At 60.6% G+C, this 19,569-nt stretch carries 14 protein-coding genes; 3 read left to right on the top strand and 11 right to left on the bottom strand.

The genetic code is table 11. The features are described from left to right. Together ONB25_10185 and lexA are read right to left on the bottom strand one after the other, a co-directional pair. The coding region (locus ONB25_10185; GenBank protein MDZ7393247.1) for a hypothetical protein at nt 1–457 on the bottom strand (457 nt) is incomplete at its 3' end. A 187-nt stretch (nt 458–644) separates the two neighbouring features. Beyond that, nucleotides 645–1,256: a transcriptional repressor LexA gene (gene lexA, locus ONB25_10180; protein ID MDZ7393246.1), complete on the bottom strand. Its 612-nt coding sequence runs from the start codon at nt 1,254–1,256 to the stop codon at nt 645–647. Nucleotides 1,257–1,754: 498 nt separating this feature from the next. On the opposite strand from lexA, the gene ONB25_10175 reads away from it, so the two are divergent. The 3 genes from ONB25_10175 to ONB25_10165 all read left to right on the top strand — a co-directional run bounded on the left by ONB25_10175 (nt 1,755) and on the right by ONB25_10165 (nt 5,892). Next, complete coding sequence (locus ONB25_10175) at nt 1,755–2,327, top strand: hypothetical protein (protein ID MDZ7393245.1); 573 nt, start codon at nt 1,755–1,757, stop codon at nt 2,325–2,327. A 68-nt stretch (nt 2,328–2,395) separates the two neighbouring features. Next, nucleotides 2,396–4,657 (top strand): TonB-dependent receptor, encoded by a 2,262-nt coding sequence (locus ONB25_10170; protein ID MDZ7393244.1) that lies wholly within the window; start codon nt 2,396–2,398, stop codon nt 4,655–4,657. Nucleotides 4,658–4,701: 44 nt separating this feature from the next. Further along, complete coding sequence (locus tag ONB25_10165; GenBank protein MDZ7393243.1) at nt 4,702–5,892, top strand: glycerol-3-phosphate acyltransferase; 1,191 nt, start codon at nt 4,702–4,704, stop codon at nt 5,890–5,892. A 100-nt stretch (nt 5,893–5,992) separates the two neighbouring features. Here the strand turns inward: ONB25_10165 and ONB25_10160 are convergent, their stop codons facing one another. From ONB25_10160 to ONB25_10120, 9 genes are all read right to left on the bottom strand, one after another. Beyond that, on the bottom strand, nt 5,993–8,209 hold the full coding sequence (locus tag ONB25_10160; GenBank protein MDZ7393242.1) for an RNA-binding transcriptional accessory protein: 2,217 nt from the start codon (nt 8,207–8,209) through the stop codon (nt 5,993–5,995). 384 nt (nt 8,210–8,593) lie between these two features. Then, nucleotides 8,594–10,525, bottom strand: a complete 1,932-nt coding sequence (gatE, locus tag ONB25_10155; protein ID MDZ7393241.1) for a Glu-tRNA(Gln) amidotransferase subunit GatE — start codon at nt 10,523–10,525, stop codon at nt 8,594–8,596. A 50-nt stretch (nt 10,526–10,575) separates the two neighbouring features. Continuing rightward, the gene (locus tag ONB25_10150) at nt 10,576–11,727 is read right to left on the bottom strand and encodes a glycosyltransferase family 4 protein (protein MDZ7393240.1); all 1,152 of its coding nucleotides are present in this window, start codon (nt 11,725–11,727) and stop codon (nt 10,576–10,578) included. Nucleotides 11,728–12,078: 351 nt separating this feature from the next. Next, nucleotides 12,079–13,413, bottom strand: coding sequence for a glycosyltransferase (locus ONB25_10145; protein ID MDZ7393239.1), 1,335 nt, complete (start codon nt 13,411–13,413; stop codon nt 12,079–12,081). Between the two features lie 44 nt (nt 13,414–13,457). Continuing rightward, complete coding sequence (locus ONB25_10140; GenBank protein ID MDZ7393238.1) at nt 13,458–14,588, bottom strand: glycosyltransferase; 1,131 nt, start codon at nt 14,586–14,588, stop codon at nt 13,458–13,460. Then, a complete protein-coding gene (locus ONB25_10135) occupies nt 14,585–15,679 on the bottom strand; it encodes a glycosyltransferase family 9 protein (protein MDZ7393237.1) in 1,095 nt (364 codons plus the stop codon). The genes ONB25_10140 and ONB25_10135 overlap by 4 nt, the downstream gene beginning before the upstream one ends. After that, nucleotides 15,676–16,686: a glycosyltransferase family 2 protein gene (locus tag ONB25_10130; protein ID MDZ7393236.1), complete on the bottom strand. Its 1,011-nt coding sequence runs from the start codon at nt 16,684–16,686 to the stop codon at nt 15,676–15,678. Before ONB25_10130 ends, ONB25_10135 begins: the two co-directional genes overlap by 4 nt. Beyond that, the gene (locus tag ONB25_10125) at nt 16,683–17,504 is read right to left on the bottom strand and encodes a DUF4292 domain-containing protein (GenBank protein MDZ7393235.1); all 822 of its coding nucleotides are present in this window, start codon (nt 17,502–17,504) and stop codon (nt 16,683–16,685) included. The genes ONB25_10130 and ONB25_10125 overlap by 4 nt, the downstream gene beginning before the upstream one ends. Next, nucleotides 17,501–19,522, bottom strand: a complete 2,022-nt coding sequence (locus ONB25_10120) for a tetratricopeptide repeat protein (protein MDZ7393234.1) — start codon at nt 19,520–19,522, stop codon at nt 17,501–17,503. The genes ONB25_10125 and ONB25_10120 overlap by 4 nt, the downstream gene beginning before the upstream one ends. Nucleotides 19,523–19,569: the final 47 nt, after the last annotated feature.

Raw genomic sequence — 19,569 nt, 5'->3', positions numbered from 1 at the left:
CTAATTTGCTCACCATCTTGTTGCAGGCAAGGCCCACCGACACGTCCAGCTGCAGGCGGCTCTTAATCTCCTTTTGCGCCCGCCAGGCGGTGTCGGTTGCCCCACCGAAGAGGCGCTGCGTAGAGGTGATATCAAGATAGGTGTGCCCATAACGCTCGGGCTCGAATACCGGCGAGAGCGCACAAAGAATCCGGTTCATCGCCTGCGTGGCGCGGGCGTACGTGCGTTCGTCAGGCGGGAGAACCACCACGTCGCGACATTGACGGAGGGCCTCCTTCAGGCGCATTCCCTTCCGCAGGCCGGCTTGGCGGGCTTCGAACGACAAGGCCAGCACCTGTGCCCGCGCCCCTGGCGGGGCAATCACTACCGGATAACCCCGCAGGCGCGGATTCCGAAGACGCTCCACCTGGACCGGAAAGGCAGTGGCGTCAGCGTATATAATGGCACGCGGTTTCATATGGTGTACATTAGTTCACCTTAGCGGGTAAAAAAAGAGACGTACCTCATCCTCTCCATGTAGAATGGCCTTCGTCACCCTCCTCTCGTCCATGGCCTTTATGCAAGCATCAAGCCCCGCGGTCACCAGAAACAAATTGACTACGAGCATCACCGGCAGCCACAAGCACAAGCGCGGCCGCCACCGCTCAATCTAGATGGCGAATCAGCCCCACCACTTTTCCTTGAATGCTCCATGTCTCCTCGGGATAGATGTCGCTGAATGCCGGGTTTTCGGCTTTTAAGTAGCGCTTCTCTCCCTTAATCACCAGGCGTTTGATGGTCACCTCCTCGCCGATGAGCGCGGCCACCACGTCGCCGTTTGCGGCTTCCTTGGTGGACTTGACGATGACGATGTCGCCGTCCAGGATGCCGGCATCCTTCATGCTGTCGCCACGCACGCGCAAGGCAAAGTGGGGTCCGGTGGAGCGGACCAACGTGCCCGGTAGAGTCAGATAGTCTTCGATGCTCTGCTGGGCCAGCACCGGCCGCCCTGCGGTGATGGTGCCCAACAGCGGCACGCGAACCCCTCGCTCGCGGGCCTCCTCCACCCGCGACCGCACTAACCTGATGCCTCGCGCCAAACTGGAACGGGAGATGTAGCCCTTTTTCACCAGGGCAGCCAGGTGTTTGGTGACCGCCGTCTTGGAGGACACGCCCAGCTCATCCGCTAACTCCTGGAGCGTCGGCGGAGCACCCTCCTTGACCCGTCTGGTAATCAGGCTCAGCACTAAAGCTTGTTTTGGCGTCAATTCTTCCATCGCTGCTCCCCATCCATTCGGTGTACATTTGTACACCATAAATATATAGCTCAAGAGGCAAAATGTCAAGAGAAATTTTTTGTTTTCCAAAAAATGCTCTTGGCACACCGGACCGGAGGTACTGCGCAGGCTGAGCCGCCTCCAATGCAAAAACTCGCCCCTTCTGGCGCCCGCAGATCTCAGACGCACCCTCGAGCTTCTCCAGAACAAGCATTCGGCCAAGTCAGCCCGGGGCTACACACGGCGTGGCACCGTCCAAGCTGGAGAGCTGCCATCGGTGAGCAGGCCGCGTGGCGGCTCTCGGGGCGCCCCCGGCTCCCCTCAGGCGTGGAGGAAAGCATCGGAAGAAAGAGCTTGACAAAATCAGAATAGTTCGCTATACTATTACCCAGGTGCTCGGACGTCCCGGTGTTCATGCGAGGCACATGGTGTGGACGGACTCTCCAAGGGCACGGGGGATGGTGGAGTCGGAGTCGTAAACGTTCATGGAGGAGGCCTATGCGCAATGCTACGCCGGTAGTTCTGTTCCTTGCCTTGGTGGTTCTGTTTGCTGGGCTCTACTTTGGCTGCGACAAGGGCGAGCCTACCAAGCCGGAGCCAAAGGTGGAATTCCCGGTCAAAATGTCCGGTGGGGACCCGGTTGGGGTATGGCGTGCCGACTCGGCGACCATCCACCTGGTGGACTCCTCATTGTTGGCCATGATGCAGATGTTTGGGGTGTATGCTTTTACGCACGAAGAGAAGCTGCGCGGCACGCTCACCATACGCCAGGACAATAGCTACAGCGCCGCCTGCACTCTCGGCGTTCAGGCCACCGTCTGGTTTGGCACCAAGCCGGATTCTCTGGTTCCCATTGTGTACACCGGCGGCGACACCCTGGTGAGCAGTGGCGTGGTAGGGAGACAGCTCCCGAATGCCCTCATCTTCGATTTCAACAAGACCAACTTCCGGCTAGACACTCTGGGTTACACGGCCACGGCCAACAGGCTGCACCTGGTGACCCTCCCTTCAGCGCTGCCGTTCATGGGCACCAGCATTGCTATCTACTTCATGCTCTACTTCTCGAAGTGATGGCGTATCGCTCACTGTTGTTGGGGGCCATCGAGCAGGTAGGTGTCAGTCGATCTGGAGAGAGTGCCATGTGTGATCGTCTCCTTGCGCTGGTACTGGTGCTACTTCTTGCGGCTGCCCCGCTGGCTGGGAGCACGGGTGATGCGGGGAGTGTGCGCGGCAGCGTGGTGGAGGCGAGCACCGGTCGGCCTATCGAGGGGGCCAACGTGGTTGTCACGGGCACTATCCTTGGGGCAGCATCAGATGCCAAGGGGCGGTTCATCATTCCCAAGATCGCGCCGGGATGGTACACGGTGGTTGTCTCCAGCATTGGCTACAAGGAAGTGACGCTGGAGGTACGCGTGCTGCCAGGCCTCCCCACTGAGGTCAACGTGTCCCTGGAGCCCACGGTGATCGAACTGGGCGGTTTAGTGGTGACGGCCAGCAAGTACCAGCAGACGCTGCGGGATGTGCCAGCCTCCATGGCGATTATGGGTGCGGAAGAGATCAGCCGCCGGAGCCCCATGACCATCGATGAGGCGCTGCGCTTCGTGCCGGGGGTGACCACCATGGGCAGCAACATCAACATCCGCGGCGCCAGCGGCTACTCCTCCGGCATCGGCACGCGCGTGCTGGTGCTGCTGGATGGGGTACCGTTCATCCGCGGCGATGACGCCGACGTGGACTGGGACGCGGTTGAGCCCAGCCAGGTGCAGCAGGTGGAGGTGATGAAAGGAGCGGGTTCGGCGCTGTATGGCTCCTCCGCCCTCGGTGGCGTGGTGAATCTGGTGCTGAAAGAACCGGGCAGTGGCCCCAGGTTCCATGCCCGCACCTATACCGGCTTCTACGACCGACCGAAGTACGACTCATGGGTCTTTACGAACCAGCGGCGCCACTTTGAGGGAACGGCCTTAAGCTATGCCACCAAGGTGCGCGGCATAGGCGCCTGGCTGTCCTCGTCATGGCGCAACAACACCGGCTACCGCGAGAATGATGACATCAAAAGCTACAATTTCATGGGCAAGTTCAATGTCCGTCCCACCCCGGATATGCGGGTGGAGGTCCTTGCGGGCTACTCGAAGAAGCGAACCGGCGCGTTCCTTTTCTGGAAAAGCTACAACTTGGCCACACGGAACGGTGGCGACCCGGAAGGGACCGCCACACGCTCGCAAATGAGGGAGTCGTACCTGTATCCCTCGTTGACGCACACGGTGAGCCGCACGATGGCGTACTCTGTCAAAGGGCGCTTTCTCAGCACGGCCAGTCAGGACTACTTGCAGGTGACTAGGCCGAATCCCTCGTGCCAGGAGGGTGTCTACCGTCGTTCCCGTGCGACCACTGTTGGCGGTGAAGTGCAGGTCAACTATCAGTACAGCTCCCAAACTATTCTGGTGGCCGGGGTGGATGGCCAGCGCGATGTCGTGGATGCGATCCAATATGGGAGGCCCTCCGCGTTCAAATATGCCGCCTACCTCCAAAACGAGTACCGGCCCTGGCAGAAGGCCTTGCTCACGCTCGGCCTCCGCTACGACGCGCAGGTTTACCACGACTCAACCCGGGTAGGGGAGCTCAACCCAAAAGTGGGCCTGACTTACACGGTGTCCCCACTCACTGTAGTGCGGACGTCAGTGGCCAAGGGATTTCGAGCACCGTCCACGGCGGAGAGGTATGTGTCCACTTTTGCCAATCAGGTGAAGGTCTCTCCGAACCCCGACCTGTTGCCTGAACGTAGCGTGAGCGCCGAGTTGGGTGTCAACCATACCATGCTGGGTTGCATCAACCTGGACCTGGTGGCATACCATTCCGACTTTTGGAACCTCATCGAGGTGCGGCCTCAACCCAGGCTGGTCCCGCACAATGGCCAGCTCCTCCCAGAGGTCAAATTCGTCAATGTTACCAGGGCCAGGATACGGGGCGTGGAAAGTGCGCTGAAAGTCGAACTTATCAGGGATGCCCTAACCGGCAATGTGGGCTACTGCTATGTGAACAGCGTGGATCTTTCCAAAAACCCAGATGGCACGCCCACTCCGGACTATGGCCAGGTGCTCAAGTACCGGCCGCGCCACGTGCTATCGCTGAGTTCCGACCTTCGGTATCACGCTGCCTCGGCGGGGGTCGATTTTCGCTACGTGAGCCGGATCGAGCGGGTTGACAAGATGCAGCAGCTTTCCATCAAAGACCTGGACGTGACGCCGGCTACCTATGTGACGGACCTGCGCTTTGCGCTTCAGATGGGTAGTTTCAAGGTGAGCTTTTTCGTCAACAATCTCTTCCAATACTACTACATTGAGCAACCCGCCGCGTTGGGTCCGTTCAGGCACTACACCCTGCAGATAGATTTTACCTCCTGAGTGGGGCAACCTACTCGCTCCCCCTTTGACCCGGAGGATGACCCATGTGGCTGACCCTCGGAGCTGTAGCGGGCGGTTATGTGCTGGGTTCTGTTTTACCCAGCTACTTTCTGGGCCGCCTGCTGCGTGGCATCGATATTCGTCAGCACGGCGATGGGAACGCGGGCACAGTAAACACGTTCGTGGTACTGGGGCCCCTGCCAAGTGTGCTCACCGCCGTTTTCGATACGAGTAAGGGCCTGGCAGCAATGTGGCTGGTGCGGGTCCTCGGGGGAGGAACGGCGCAGGGGTACTTTGCCGGATTGGCGGCCATTGTCGGGCATGTCTTTCCGTTCTACCTGCGATTTCGCGGCGGCCAGGGCGTTGCCACCGCCGTCGGGCTCATGCTCTACTACCTCGCAATCGCTTTGACCGACGGCTGGTTGGCCTGGTGGCACATGGCGGTGCTCGCCGGGTGGGTGGTGACTTTTGCGTATATCTGTCGGCGTGGGGAGATGGTAGGGATCATGGTCCTGCCGCTCCTGCTGTTGTTGGTGGATACTCGGGCTCCCATCTGCTGGGAGCTTCTTTTCCTCAACGTGGTGGTGGCGCACATCCTTCTCATCAACGTCTACAACATCGTGGTCAAAAAGGTGGTGACAGTGCGTGAGGCGGTCAGGGAGAGGGTGGAGTGGTGGAGGATTGTGCTACGGCCCGGGGCGCTGGCTTTCCCGCTGCTAGATCTACACTATGGCACCCTCAGCGCACTTTTGCTCCTGGGTGCGGTACTGGCGGGTTCGGTAGTGGGTGATCTGGTCCGAGCGCACCGCGAGGCCCCCGAGGTTTCTCACCACAACTCCTACCTCGTTCATCCGTTCTTCCTCGGCGGGGTCCATATGTCGCGGATCACGGCGTTCCTGGCGGCCTGCTTCTTGGCAATCTTGCTCTTTGCACCGCCAGTTGCGCTTGCAGCCATCGTCTTTGTGGTTTTCGGCGATCCCTTTGCGAAGCTTTTCGGTATGCAGTGGGGTCGGACGCCCCTTCTGGGCAAGACGGTGGAAGGGTCACTGGCCTGCCTGGCGGTGTGTCTGGTGGCCTCTCTGTTTGTTGCGGAGGTTGTGGCCATCAGTCCAGGGTTGCTGGTGCTGGGCGCAGTGGTCGCCACGGTGGCCGAGCTTCTGCCCTTGGGTCTGAACGATAACCTGCTCATGCCCCTTGCCAGCGGGCTGGTAATGCAGCTCCTGGGCAAGGTATGACAGGCACCCCTTCCGCAGCCACTCGCTCGAGACGCAAATGGTGGGTCCGCCTACCACTGCCCAGGTTGACAATAACTCCTGACTCAGGCCAGCGGGAGGATTAAGCCGAATCTGATGGAGCGGGCCTGGGGCTCTCCGGAGGGGGGGATGGCTCGTCCAAGATGAGACTCAGCGCGATACGTCCCCGCTCGGAGTCCACACTAAGAACCTTAACCTCCACCACATCACCGACCGACACCACCTCCATTGGGTCCTTCACGAATGTGCGCGCCATCTGGCTGCGGTGCACCAATCCGTCCTGCTTAACCCCTATGTCGACAAATGCGCCAAAGTCCACTACGTTGCGCACAGTACCTTTGAGGACCATACCTGGCTTGAGGTCCTCGATCTTGAGCACGTCGCGCCGGAAGATGGGACCGGGTACCTCGTCGCGAGGGTCACGCCCTGGGCGTTCTAGGCTAGCCACGATGTCCGCCAGTGTCTCTGAGCCACACCCACACGTGGGCGCCAGCTGCTCGATGGTCAGCCCCATCTCCCGCATTCTGGTCCGGATGAGCGCTCCGTTCTGTTTTACCTCTTGGATGCTGAGGCCCAATGCCGAAAGTAGCCGCTCGGCCGCCGGATAGGACTCCGGATGCACTGCCGTGGCGTCGAAAAAGTGATCGCCGTCGGATATGCGCAGGAAACCTGCCGCCTGTACAAAGGTGTTCTCGCCTAATCCTTTGACCTTTTTCAGGTCCTCCCGGGACTTGAACGGTCCATGAACGTTGCGGTGCGCGACGATGGCCTCTGCTACCTTGCGGTTGATGCCGGCCACAAAGCGCAAGAGGGCAGGAGAGGCCGTATTGAGCTCCACGCCCACGCGGTTGACGCACGATTGTACTACCCAGTCCAGGGCCTCGCCCAGCCGACCCTGATCCACGTCGTGCTGGTACATGCCCACGCCGATGGACTTGGGGTCGATCTTCACCAGCTCGGCTAGCGGATCTAGCAGGCGCCGAGCAATGGAGACGGTGCCGCGCATGGATGCATCCAGCTCGGGCAACTCTTGCCGGGCCAAAGGCGAGGCGCTATACACCGAAGCACCCGCTTCGTTGACGATGGTGTAAACGACCGGATGTGGGGAATCGGCAATCACCTCGCTGACTAGTGTTTCGGTCTCACGGCTGGCTGTGCCGTTGCCAATGGCCACGATGTCCACCTTGTGATCTTCGATGAGCTCCTGCAGGACTTGTTTGGCTTCGTCCCACAGGCGCTGAGGCTCGTGCGGGTAGATTGTCTGGCTCTCCAGATACTTGCCGGTGGGGTCGATCACGGCTACTTTGCACCCGGTGCGATAGCCCGGGTCGATGCCCATGATTACCTTGCCACGGACCGGTGGTGTCATGAGGAGATGCCGGAGGTTCTCTGCAAAGGTACGAATCGCTTTGTCCTCCGCTCGATCCGTGAGCTGGGCCCGAATGTCACGAGCGATTGCTGGGGCCAGGAGACGTTCGTACGCGTCCGCAATAGCAGCTTCCAGGTCCTGGGTGAAGATGGACTGGGGATTGGCCATGTAACGCTGCTTGATGGCGTGGAGGAGCGGTTCGGTCTCTATTTCGATCTCAACGCGCAGCACGCCCTCTCGCTCGCCGCGGTTGATGGCCAGGGTGCGGTGCGGTGGGATGGTACGTACCGGCTCGGCGCGGTCGGCGTACATCTGGTACACGCCGGCGTGCGCGGGGTCTTTTGCCGTGCTGTGCAACAAGGCCCTCTTCCAGGTCGCCTCGCGGAGGAGCTGGCGTACGTCCGCATCGTCCGAGATTATCTCCGCAACGATATCCCGTGCTCCCTGCAGCGCCTCCTCGGCACTGTTCACACCCTTTTCCGGGCAGATGAAAGGAGCTGCGGCCTCGAGACGGTCCCCGGTGATGACTTCCTGAGCCAGTATCATCTGCGCCAGGGGCTCCAGCCCTTGCTCCCTGGCGACTGTGGCCCGGGTGCGCCTCTTCGGGCGGTATGGCAGGTAGAGGTCTTCGACCTCCTGCAACTTGGTGCTGGCCCTGATACGCGCCTCCAGCTCCGGTGTGAGCTTGCCCTGCTCCTGGATGCTGCGCAGCACCACCTCCTTTCGTTGCTCAAGGTTGCGCAGGTAGCGCATCCGGCCCTCAATGGCGCGGATGTATTCCTCGTCCAGGCTGCCGGTGAGCTCCTTGCGATAACGGGCGATGAATGGCACGGTATTGCCTGCGTCCAGCAGCTCCACGGTGTTTCTTACCTGGCGCCAGGATAGGTGCATCTCTTCGGCAATCAGGGCCACAAGGGCGTCGTCGTTCATCGCGGACCTACCTCCGAGACTGTCAAGTGCGGCTTCGAACTGCCACCCACGTTCCGCCCTTGGTCATGCGGAGAAGTGACGACTGTGCGCCGGCGGCACGCGGAGGTGGCAACCCCAGCGGATGAGGGGAGACATAGCCGCGCTATAGCCTCTCCCGCTACAACGGAAGGCTCTGCATACGTTGCCTTAGGTGAACGGCCTGGTGCTTCCTGCCAGGTCGCTTGATAGCCGCTTCGCATGAGCGCTCGCATTCTATTTGCCCGATTCCGATCTCAGGAGGAGTGGAAAGAGGCCTCGTAACACATGGCGCGCCCTCGGCCCGCCCAAGCCATACGCAAACGCAAGAAACCTTGGCAGGTTTGCGGCCACACCTCCCCCACCTACCTACTCCTGTTCGCCGCGAAGAGCCTCTTTGAGCAACCTTGCCGCCTCGCGACCGTCGAACGCCCCTGGCGCGTGGGAGCGTACCTCGCCCATTAGGTAGCGCAGCTTTTTTGCCTCCGGAATGCCCGGATCGTCGAGCAAAGTCTTGTGATTGGAAAGCACCGTCCTCACCGCCTTATGGAGCTGCTGCAGGCTGCGTCGCGTTGGCCGGATGTGCCGCAGAATTTTGTGAGCTGGTTGGTCGGGTGCCGCTGCGCATAGCTTCAATCCGTCGGCCAATTGCTGGACGGTAAGCCCAGCCGCCTGGGGATGGCAAAGGAGCTCGAGTACCTGGTTGGCAAGGAGAGCTTCTACGTTGATTCCCCGCCGGCGGAGTGCAGGGAGACGGCAAAGCAGCAGCGAGGCGATAGTGACCGGAGGAAGGGGTCCTTCTTTGACCGCTCGCTCGAACAAGGGCGCATGGGGGCTGGCGACCATCTGCGCGGCTAAAGCTGGTGAGAGGCCCATTGCGCGATAACGCGCAAGGCGATCCCACGGCTTCTCCGGTATCAACTCGCGTAGCTTCGCCAGGCGCTCGGCAGTAATCTTGGTAGGGGGATGATCGGTGTCAGGATACATTCGGTCGGGCCCCGGAAGAATGCGCTCAAAGTCGGTACCCCCGCCGGGTAGGACCTGACGGGTCTCGTTGGGCACACCTTCGGTAGCCTCCGCTACGCGGGCGCGAATCTCGTCGACGGCCGTGTTGGTATCCGCGTCATTGCCGTGACAGATGCACACTGCATCTTGGACGGACATGTGAAAGCGCTCGCGCACGGCAGCATACTCTGCTTCCCAGCCGGGATAGTGAGGGAAGGCGTCGGTGTGGATCAGGATGGGCGGCCGATCCAGGCAGGCGATAACCCGTACGCGGCCTGCCAGCTCGTCGGCGAAGGTGCGCCCGGCGCCTACAGGGTGAGACAACAGGCCGCGCAGGCCGACCAGCTTAATCCCTCGCACGACCTCTCCCCGCTCCACAGCCTGGCGGAATGGTTCGAAGGCCGAGTGGGCAAAGACGTCGTTGAGCTTGTGAATTTCGTAGCGCAGCGAACCGGGAAACAACCCGCGGAGGCGCATGGCATCCCGCAGCTCAAGGAGCTGCCTTTGCCGCACCGCCTCGTAGTGGACCAGCGGCGGAATGAGCCCTATCTTTGGCACACCCTTGATTTCGCACCGTGTGCCCCCGGCGATGCTGACGTTGACGTCTTGCCGCACCGAACCAATTCCCCGCCGGACTTTTCCCGTGGCCCGGACCGCCGCACTGATGAGGCGAATCACGTCCGCCACCTCCTGGGGCGTGTGCATGTCCGGCCCGGTGATGATCTCCGCCAGCGGCATCCCCAGTCGGTCCGTGCGAAAGGTTATGGTATGACCGATGTCGCTGACCTCGCGGCAAGCGTCTTCTTCCAGGTTCACCTGCAGGATGCGGATGGTGCGCCCGTTGTAAGGGATTGCGCCGTCGATTCCCACCACCATGGTGCGCTGAAAGCCGGTGGGGATGCTCCCATCCAGGTATTGCTTGCGGGCCACATGCAGCTCATCAATGATTTTGCAGTCCAAGGTTAGGGCTATCTGAAGGGCGATCTCCAATGCCTCCTGGTTCACCAAGAACGGTGGGGTGTCGTCGATCTCATAGGTGCACACCGACTCCGGGTCCAGAAGGTAAACGACATTCTTCTTCGTCTTGAACTCCATCAGCGCCGTGCCGTCGTAGGTGCCCATCTCGGACAAGGTGGGCCGCATGTGCCTGAGTACCTCCGCCCGGTGCGTAGTCGAGTAACGTCCCGCAGGGCACCGGCAGAAAAGCTTGCGTGTGGTCAGAAGCTGCTGATGGATTTCCACGCCCACCTTGAGTCCCAGAGCGTGATAGTCGATCTGTTCCGTGAATCCGTTCATGGCGCCTCGTTGCAAAGGTCCTGGGTGTCCATTGTCCTGGCATCTGCTCGTTAGGTTGCTGCAGCAAGCAAGGAGCGGTAAAGCTCCTCGACACGCTTCATCCACAGGCGATGGTCCGCCTTCTGTTCCACCAACATGCGGTTACGGCGGGCAATCGCACCCCTTTCGCGCGGGTGGCGCAAAAGCCAGACGATGGCCTCTGCGAGAGCCCCTGCCTCGCGCACCGGCACCACAAGCCCGTTGCGCCCAGGCTCAATCCATTCGCGCACGTAAGGCAAGTCGCTGAGCACGGGAACAGCCCCGCAGGCCATTGCCTCCGTGAGGGAGCCAGGCATCCCCTCTGACGAAGGAACCGAGACAAAGACCTCGGCGAGGTGGTAGAGGCCGGCAATCTGTGCGTTATCCACAGGGCCCAAGAGCCGCACCGCATGCTCAACCTTCCAATTCCTTACCAGCTCCCGCAGCGCTTGCTCTTGGCTAGGCGTGCCGCGGTAGGCAAACACGAATTTTGCACTCGGCACATCTTCGAGCACCTTGGGAATTGCCGCGACCACAACGTCCAAGTTATAGACGGCTCCCAACATGCGTGTGCTCAGCACCACCGGCCCGTCGCCAATACCCAGGGAACGGCGCAGTGCTGCGTTGCCGCGTACGAAAGGAAAGCGCGCCAGTTCCAATCCCCCTTGGATCAGGTGCACCCTGCTCGGCTCCACACCCAAGGCCACCAACTTGCGGCAAAGGTCTTCGGAGTTGGCAGTCAGTAGATCAGCACGACGCGCTGCGTGGGCAGTCAGCGTGCGGTAGAGCGGCGAACGTTGTGGGTCCACATTCAGGTCAGACCCCCAGGCGGTCGCCACGAAAGGATGGAAGCCGCTGAGCATACCGATCCAGCCGTTGCCAGAGAGATAGTGCGCGTGGAGCAGGTCGATATGGAAACGGCGGATTGTTCTGCGTGCGCACAGGACGTTCGCGACTATCAGGACCTTGGGTGTCAAGCCTGGACGCAGGTGAGCAAACCGTCGCAACAGCCTGGCTGGCCTCAGCACCTGCACGCCAGGCAAGGACCCAGGGGGCACAAAAGCAAACGAATCGGGGTAAGGCACAAGGTAAACACTGTGCCCCTCAGCGGCAAAATAGCGCAGCCAGCGCTGCACATGGATGGCGGCGGGGTCGGCCAGATAAAGCAAGCGAAGCTTACGCAAGGGTCCTTGTTGCATGGCAGGAAAGACTTGTTCTGTTCCTCACTTGACTCTTATGGTTCCTGCGGACGCCACGTGGACCAAACCGGCCACGACGAAGCACGGGCATCGCCGGTGGCTGGGGAAAACGTGCCCCAGAATTGTCGCCACCGCATGCCGGTTGACCACACGGTGTGAGCACGCTGGTGCTCTGGCGCGCACTTGTTGCCTCGCGGTGGAGGAACGCTTCTCTCCCCAGCATCGTCGGCCATCGAGCGGACTGCCGCAGACCCAGGAGTGAACCTGTGTTTCCGGCTGAGACTCCCCCTCTGGAGTTGATTCCGCGCTTTAGCTATAGGCGTCACCATGGTGGAGCTAAGGGTTGTCAGCCTGCACGAGTTCGTCTAGGAGCGCGGCGAGCTGCCGCGTGAGATGGCGGCGATCGAAAAACTCCAGCTTTTCTTGCTGAACTTGGCTCAACCGGAGGGCTCCCTGCCGCCACCTATGGTAGGCACGCGTCAACGTCTCTTCTATTGCGTGGTCGTCTGTAGGCGGCACCACCTCGCCCAGGCCCAGGCTGCGGATCAGCGTGGCGGCCTCGCCTTCCGGGGCAAGTGCCAGAATTGGCTTGCGCGCACCAATGTATTCATAAAGTTTCCCAGTGAGGATGCCCTTGTTGGCGGGCGCATCGTCGATGATGAGAAGGAGCAGGTCTGAAGACAGGAGGAAGCGCAGGCTCTCCCGGTGCGGCACGTATGGCACGAGCTCTACGACGCCCGCTAAGGCCGGGTCGCGCAGCATCTGCTCGATGAACCCGCCGGTCCTTCCCACAAAGCGAAGGAGGAGGTGGTCCCGAATCTCCGGCCTCGAGGCAATCAGCCGCTTGGTTGCCCGCAACAGGGCCTCCGGATTGCGTGGGCCGTAAAGAGAGCCGGTGTAGGTGATGACCAGACGACCTGAGCGCAGCAAGGGCGCCAAACCCTCGTAATCTGCGCCGTCGTACCCGTTCGGTAACAGGTGCCAACGGCTGTCATGTAATTCCGGGTGACGGCTGGCCAGGTCTTCAGCCACGCCTCGGGACACCGTAAGTACTACATCGGCGCGTGCCAGAACTCGCTCTTCGAGGTAAAGGTCCACTTTGCGCGGCAAAGGCGGCCTTTGCGCCGCTGAAAGCCATCCTACCCAGGAGTCGCGGAAATCAGCTATCCATGGTAGCCCGGTTAGAAGCGAGAGACAGAGGCCGATCAGATGGCACGAGTAGGGAGGAGCGGAGCTATAGATGGCCTGCACCTGGTGGTGGCGAACCGCCTGTAGCCCCTTATACACGGCAAAAGGCACCCACCCAACCCTGGCATCTGGGATGAACAGCCAGTTACGCACCGCCTCCGCGAGGCGTTCGCGGAGAGAACGGCGCTGGTGTTCATCCCGTGTGAGCGCGGCGATGTCCATGGGCTCATCCAGCCGGCGGCCGGTCAGCCGACGGTAGACGCGATAGGGCTCTACAATGCGCGACCGGAGCACGGGTACTTCGGGGGGCACTTCCGCCGCCAGGGTGGGGTCATAAGCAGGATAGTCGGCGTTTCGGGCCGTGAGCACAACTGGCAGCCACCCAGAAGCGGGCAGGTACTTGACGAACTTCAGTGTTCTCTGGACGCCGGCGCCGCCGCTGGGCGGAAAGTAGTAGGTCACCACCAGTACCTTCTTCCGCACTTGGCTGGAGCACCTCGAGGAGAGGCCGTTGGGCAGCGGCTCGTTCATGCTCGTGGCCGGACAAATGCCTCTATAGCCTGCGCCAGCTGATCCCACGAGTATCGCTCCTTATGGCGCGCGATCTGGGCTGCGAACTGGGGACCCCGCTTTTCTCGGAAAAAGGCCACAATGGCATTGGCCAGGGCCCTCGGGTCGCCGGCGGGCACGACAAAACCAGTGACGCCATCGAGTACCTCGTCCGGGAGCCCGCCCACATTGGTGGTAATTACCGGCGTGTTAAAGTTGTAGGCTATCTGCACAATGCCGCTCTGCGTCGCCGAAAGGTAAGGCAGCACCACCACATCGGCAGCGCAGTAGTAAAGCTTCACATCCTGATTGGGGATGAATTCATCCACGATGGTGACAGCTGAGGACAGCCCAAGCCTTTCAACCAACTCCAGATAGGTCGACTTGTCGCTGTAGAACTCGCCCGCAACCAACAACCGGGCAGGGATCTTGCGCAGCACCTCCGCCATTGCTTCCAAGAGCACATGCAGTCCCTTGTAGGCGCGCACGTAGCCAAAAAAGAGGATGAGAGGGCCTTCCCCCAGCCCAAGCCGGCGACGGGCCTCTGCCTTAGGCACTGCCTCGCCGAAGATACTATACACGGGATGTGGCACCCGTTTCACGTCGGCACCCGGAACAAAGGACAACAAGTCTTGGTGCACGGTGTCGGACATTACCACAAAGTGGTCAACATAGGCGAGCGCTAGGCGGGTGAGCGGTGCGTCAAATACCGTTCGTTCGTGGGGCACAATGTTGTCGCAAATGTAAAGAATGCGCGTGTGGTGAAGGAGCTTGGTCAGAAATGCCACCGCGGCATAGCACGGGGCGAAGAACGGCATCCAATATTTGAAAATGACCATGTCCGGCGCATACTGGCGGATGCGCAGCGCCACGCGCAACCAGGAGACAGGGCCTATTGAATCGAGAAGTGGTTCGGCAGGGATGGGGATTGCCTCTTCGCCGGTGTCCTTCTGCGTGCGACCAGGGAAAAGCAGGGAGGGGTACTGACGGCTAAACGAGATGAAGTGTACCTGGTGGCCCCGTTCCCGCAGCGTGCGGTAAAGGAGGGCGTTGTAGTGGGCAATCCCCCCGCGCAGGGGGTACGCGGTGCCAACGAGGACAATCCTCATGCGCCGTGGTCTCCCCCAGTGCGCACGTTCTGGAGCTGGCGCAGACAGCTGTTCAGCACGACTTCTGGGAGCAGGTATTGCATGCAGTTGTTAGGACACTCCTCGGCGTAGAAACAGTCGCAGGTAAAGTCCGGCTCCAGTATCTCCCCCAAGCCGTAGAGCTCAAACTCATAACGATTAAACGTGTTGTTAAAAAGGACTATCCGTTTGCCCAAGCCGATCGCAACGTGCAAAGCCATCGTTACCGCAGTCACCACCAGGTCCACCTGGTCAACTAAATTGATGAACTGCCGAAGAGGAAAATGTCCCAAGTAGCCTGCGCCTGTAGCCTGTGCCAATCGCTGGTTCTTCTCGTGTTCCTGTGGTCCACCCAAAAGCACCACGCCAATGCCGCGGTCCCGCAAAGCAGTAGCCAACCGAGCCCAGTACTCCTCGGGCCAGAGGCGGGATTTCCAGCGTGTGCCGCAACCCGTGTTGAGGCCCACGAGCGGGCGTGGTTGTGGTATGTCCCACCGATACCCGTCTTTGGCAAAGTTATCCAGAATGTAGGGCTCGCCAGCAAAGGTATAGCCGCAAATCTCAAAAAGCTCCTGCGGGTAGGATTTGGTGTTGGCTTTGGCTAGGTCGTCAAAAAGGCCAGTGAGGAACTTTTGTTCTGCCGCGGCATCCGCTGGGGCGGGCACACCGTTCTTGAGCAGAAACCCGCGCTTGTGCTTAGCGCGCAACATGCTGGCCAAGGCGCAGGCTTCTTGGTCCTTGTCCAGGTTTATGACCAGCTCAAATTCCGTGGCCTGCAGATACAGGATGTCCTCAAGCCGCCAGCGGTGGATGCGGTGCACAACGGCCGGCACCACCTCGGGTGTGTGGGTGAGCCAATGGATTACCGCGTGAGGGTAATCGCGGCGCAGAGGGTGAAGGATGGGCGTGGAGCGAATCACGTCGCCCACAGCCCCCAACTTGATGATGAGAATCCGCCCATGAGTCGGCTCGTACCACGAGCAGGAGGGGCAATGGACTTGGTGGGCCTTGTGCGGGGCACACGGCACATCTCCACGAAAGTGGCGGCAGTCAGCACGATAGGTGGATGTCATCGTCCTCGTGAATAGTGTGCTCTCGTCCGCTGTGCAGACTTGCCCTTAGGTGGTTCGTCCCAGCCGATCTTGAGGCGGATTGGGTAGCCTCTGTCGGCAGCGCGCGACTCGGCGATCATCTCGCCCAGTAGGCCAATAGACACAAATTGGATCCCGACGATAGTGAGCAAGATGCCCAGGAAGAGAAGCGGGCGATTGCTCAAATATACGGCGTAGAATAGTCGCATGATTGCCAGGTAGAGGGTTATGATGCTCCCGGCCGTGAAGCACAGCAGCCCCAGAAAGCCAAACAGATGCATGGGCCGCCTGTTGAACCGCATCAGGAACATCACCGTCAGCAAATCGAAAAAACCGGCGAAAAAGCGCCAGGGGCCGAACTTGGTCTTGCCAAAACGCCTTGGGCGATGATGTACTACCTGCTCGGTGACTCTGAACCCCTGCCAATGTGCCAACACCGGCAAGAAACGATGCAGCTGCCCGTAGACGCGTATGCTGCGCACCACCTCGCGGCGATACGCCTTCAGCCCGCAGTTAAAGTCGTGCAGCCTCAGGCCGCTCAGCATGGAGGTGACGAGGTTAAACCACTTGGAACTCCACCGTTTTCGCCACGGGTCGTGGCGCTTCTTCTTCCATCCGGAGACCAAGTCCCATCCCTGCTCCAACGTAGCCAGCAAACGGGGTATTTCCGCTGGGTCATCTTGTAAGTCGCCGTCCATGGTAATCACTGACTCACCTTGGACGTGGGCGAAGCCAACCGCCAGCGCCGCCGATTTGCCGCAGTTGCTGCGCAGCGAAATGACCTTGACACGGCTGTCCTGTGCTGCCAGCCTGCGCAGCCTCCCGAGCGAATCGTCGCACGACCCGTCGTCGACAAAGATGATTTCAAAAGAAGGTACGCTCTTGTCCGCAGCGGCAACAATCTCGCGGTAGAGCGGTTCCAGGGATTCCGCCTCGTTGTACAGCGGCACCACCACCGACAGCGCACATCCGTCGGCTTTGCCTTTCATAGGACCACCTCCTCGACGCCCGCAGGGAGCTTGTGGCCCACCTTCAAGGTGCGAGGGTCAACGTTCAAGGCGCGCTGCACGTAGAAAAGGGTAACGCGCTCACCCGACTGGGGTCGCTCCAGGGTCACCATCTGCGGCAAGACGATGCCAGAGGTTCTGGCGAAACGGCTGAAGCTGAGGCGGTACAGCAGCCCCAGTTCCGCGTCCACAAACTCTACTCGGCAGACCAAGCGATGATGCGGTTCAACCCAGTAGCGATACACGCCTTCCTCCTGCTCGGCCTCCAGCAGCAGCCCGTCGTGGTCGGCACCTTTCAGGTGCGTCGTTGCCGCGGGCAGGGGCACCAGGCCCGTCAATGCCCGGAGCAGCACCTGACCTTCCAGTGAAAGCCCAAAAGGTTCGAGGTAGCGGAGGTGATCGAGGCTCCCTTTGTACACGCGCTTTTCCGACGGCACATACACGGCAAAGGACTGTCCGAAAATGACGAGGGAGGCCACATCCAGTCCGAAGAGCGCTTCCAACTTAATGGAAGCTGAATCCGGCAGGCGCACGGCGATCTGTGAGTTCGCCGCGAAGCCTGCGGACGGCGACTCGAAGGAGATGCGTGCCACGCCGCGCAAGGTCTTTAGCTTGCCGACGTTGCTGTTGATCTCGCGCTGAAGGTCGGCGATGGTAAGGCGGGAAAAGTCCCGCTCGGCCCGTCGCGCGGTAGGGGCGCACGCAAGAATCAACGATAGGCCGAGGCACGCAGTGAACCCGAAGGCTACGGCGAACAGTCGTCCGAAAGGTGCATGCCAGTGGAAAGTGAGGCCGCTCATGGACGCGTGTCGGTGCCCCCCCTCAGTTTTTGTTCCAAATGGGTCCGGGACGGGTCAAGTTCCAGGGCTTTCTTCCAGTACTGCAGGGCGCTGCCGCGCTCGCCCAGCTTTTCGTATACGTCCCCCAGGTGCTCTATCACCTCTGCCGACCCCGGGCGCACTTGCACGGATCTCAGAATGTACTCCAGCGCCTTGTGGTAGTTACCCATCTTGAAGTAGACCCACCCCATCGTGTCCAGGAAGGCGCCGTTTTCTGGCTCTGCCTGCAGGGCCTTTTCTACCATGACCAATGCCTCTTCCAGGCGGATCCCGCGCTCTGCCAGGCTATAGCTATAGTTGTTGAGAGCCGTGGGATTGTCCGGGTCGAGGTCCAGAATCTTGGCGTAGACGGAATCGGCTTCCTCGTCGCGGCGCAGCTCGGAATAGCACGCCGCCAACGCCAGAAGGACCTGCACGTTTTCTTCATTCCCTTCAAGGGCCTTGGTGATGAACGGGAGCGCATCCGCCGGCTTGCGCATCTGGCTCAGCACGGAGCCAAGAAGAAAGTTCAATTCTCCATCTTCGGGGAAAAGGGCGACTGACTTGCGGAAGATTTGCTCGGCTTGCTCCAGGTCGTTGCGCAGGATGTGACAGCGCCCCAAAAGGGACCAGGCAGGCTGCACGCGCTCGTTCAGCGTCACCACCTGCTGGAAGTGCTTCGCCGCCTCTGACCAGTGCCTGCGCCTAAACTCCATGCGCCCAGCAGAGAAGGGCACCCGCCAATCCTTAGGGAAACGCTCCGCAAGAGCAGCAACGTGGCGTAGAGCGGCGGTAGTGTCTCCCATCTCAAAATAGAGGTCCCCGACCTCCAGGGCGCTCAGCACGTCCGTCGTATCGCGGGCGCAGGCCTCCTTGTACAGCTCAATAGCCTGATCCCACTGCCGGCGAGCCACAAAGAGGTTCCGCAGCAGCTTCCGTACACGCGCAAAGTCTGGGTGGGTGTGGAGAGCCTGACGATAGGTGGCCACTGCTGCGGCAGTGTCGCGCAAGCCTTCCTGGAGGAGCCCCAAGGCCACAGGGGTGCGCTGGTCGTCGGGGAAACGTTCGTGCGCCTGGGCGAACACTTGCAAGGCGGCCAGGGTGTCTCCTTTCATGATGTGCACGCGGCCCAAGTCCAGCCAGTGCTCAACCTCACTCGAGTCCGCCTTGATGAGTTCACGGAAGAACGCGAGGGCTTCGTCCCACCTTTTGCCCTCGGCATAGAGGGCACGCAGCTCATTTCGTGCCTCTTCGAACCTCGGGTTCACGCCGAGAGCTTTGCGGTACCACGCGATTGCTTGGGCGGTATCGCCTTCTGCCTTGAAAGCCGCAGCCATGGCCAAGTAGGGGGTCTCAGCCTTTGGCTCTGCTACCAATGCCATTCGGTACAGCTCGCGGGCCTGCGCATAGCCTCGTCTCTGGAAGAACAGATTCCCTACCTGCACAAAAAAGTCCGCATCCTGCGGCAGGTACTTGGCTGCCCGCTGGACCTGCTGTAAAGCGGCGGCGGTCTTGCCCTGTGCGAGCATGAGGTTGACTAACTTGCCAAGCGCCTCCAAATCTCCGGGATCAAGCTGGTGCAGGATGCGGAATTCGTTTTCCGCCAGTTCGTACTGCCTCTGCTCGGCGTAGATATTGCCGAGAAGCGCGTGTACATCCGGGTTCTGTGGGTCAAGTTGTGCCGCTTTTCGCAAGCAGATGAGCCCGCTTTCTGTCTTGCCAAGGCGCAAGTACAGTTCCCCTAAGGCCATCTGGATGCCGAAGGAATTGGGGGCGTGCAGCGCGGCTTCTTGGTACGCGGCGAGGGCGCTGGGGAGGTCACGCAGAGCTTCAGCCGTCGCCCCGCGAATCACCAGCCGAGCGACCGAAGGATCCACGCGGAGCTCCGTTGTTTTCTGGGTCACCATGGCTTGCTGCTTGTGGGTAGCAAGCGGCCCGCCACACCCTGCTACGGCTATCAGCAAGCAGACGAACAATGCCACCCTTCTCCGGGGGCTCATAGTCATTCCTCGGGACATAACGTGGGCACACATCTCAGTTTAACGCT

It is taken from the genome of candidate division KSB1 bacterium, from assembly GCA_034506335.1.
In the GTDB taxonomy this organism is placed as follows: Bacteria; Zhuqueibacterota; Zhuqueibacteria; order JANLFK01; family Oleimicrobiaceae; genus Oleimicrobium.
The sequence above is the reverse complement of the archived record's forward strand: the minus strand, read 5'-3'. Positions and strand labels throughout refer to the sequence as shown.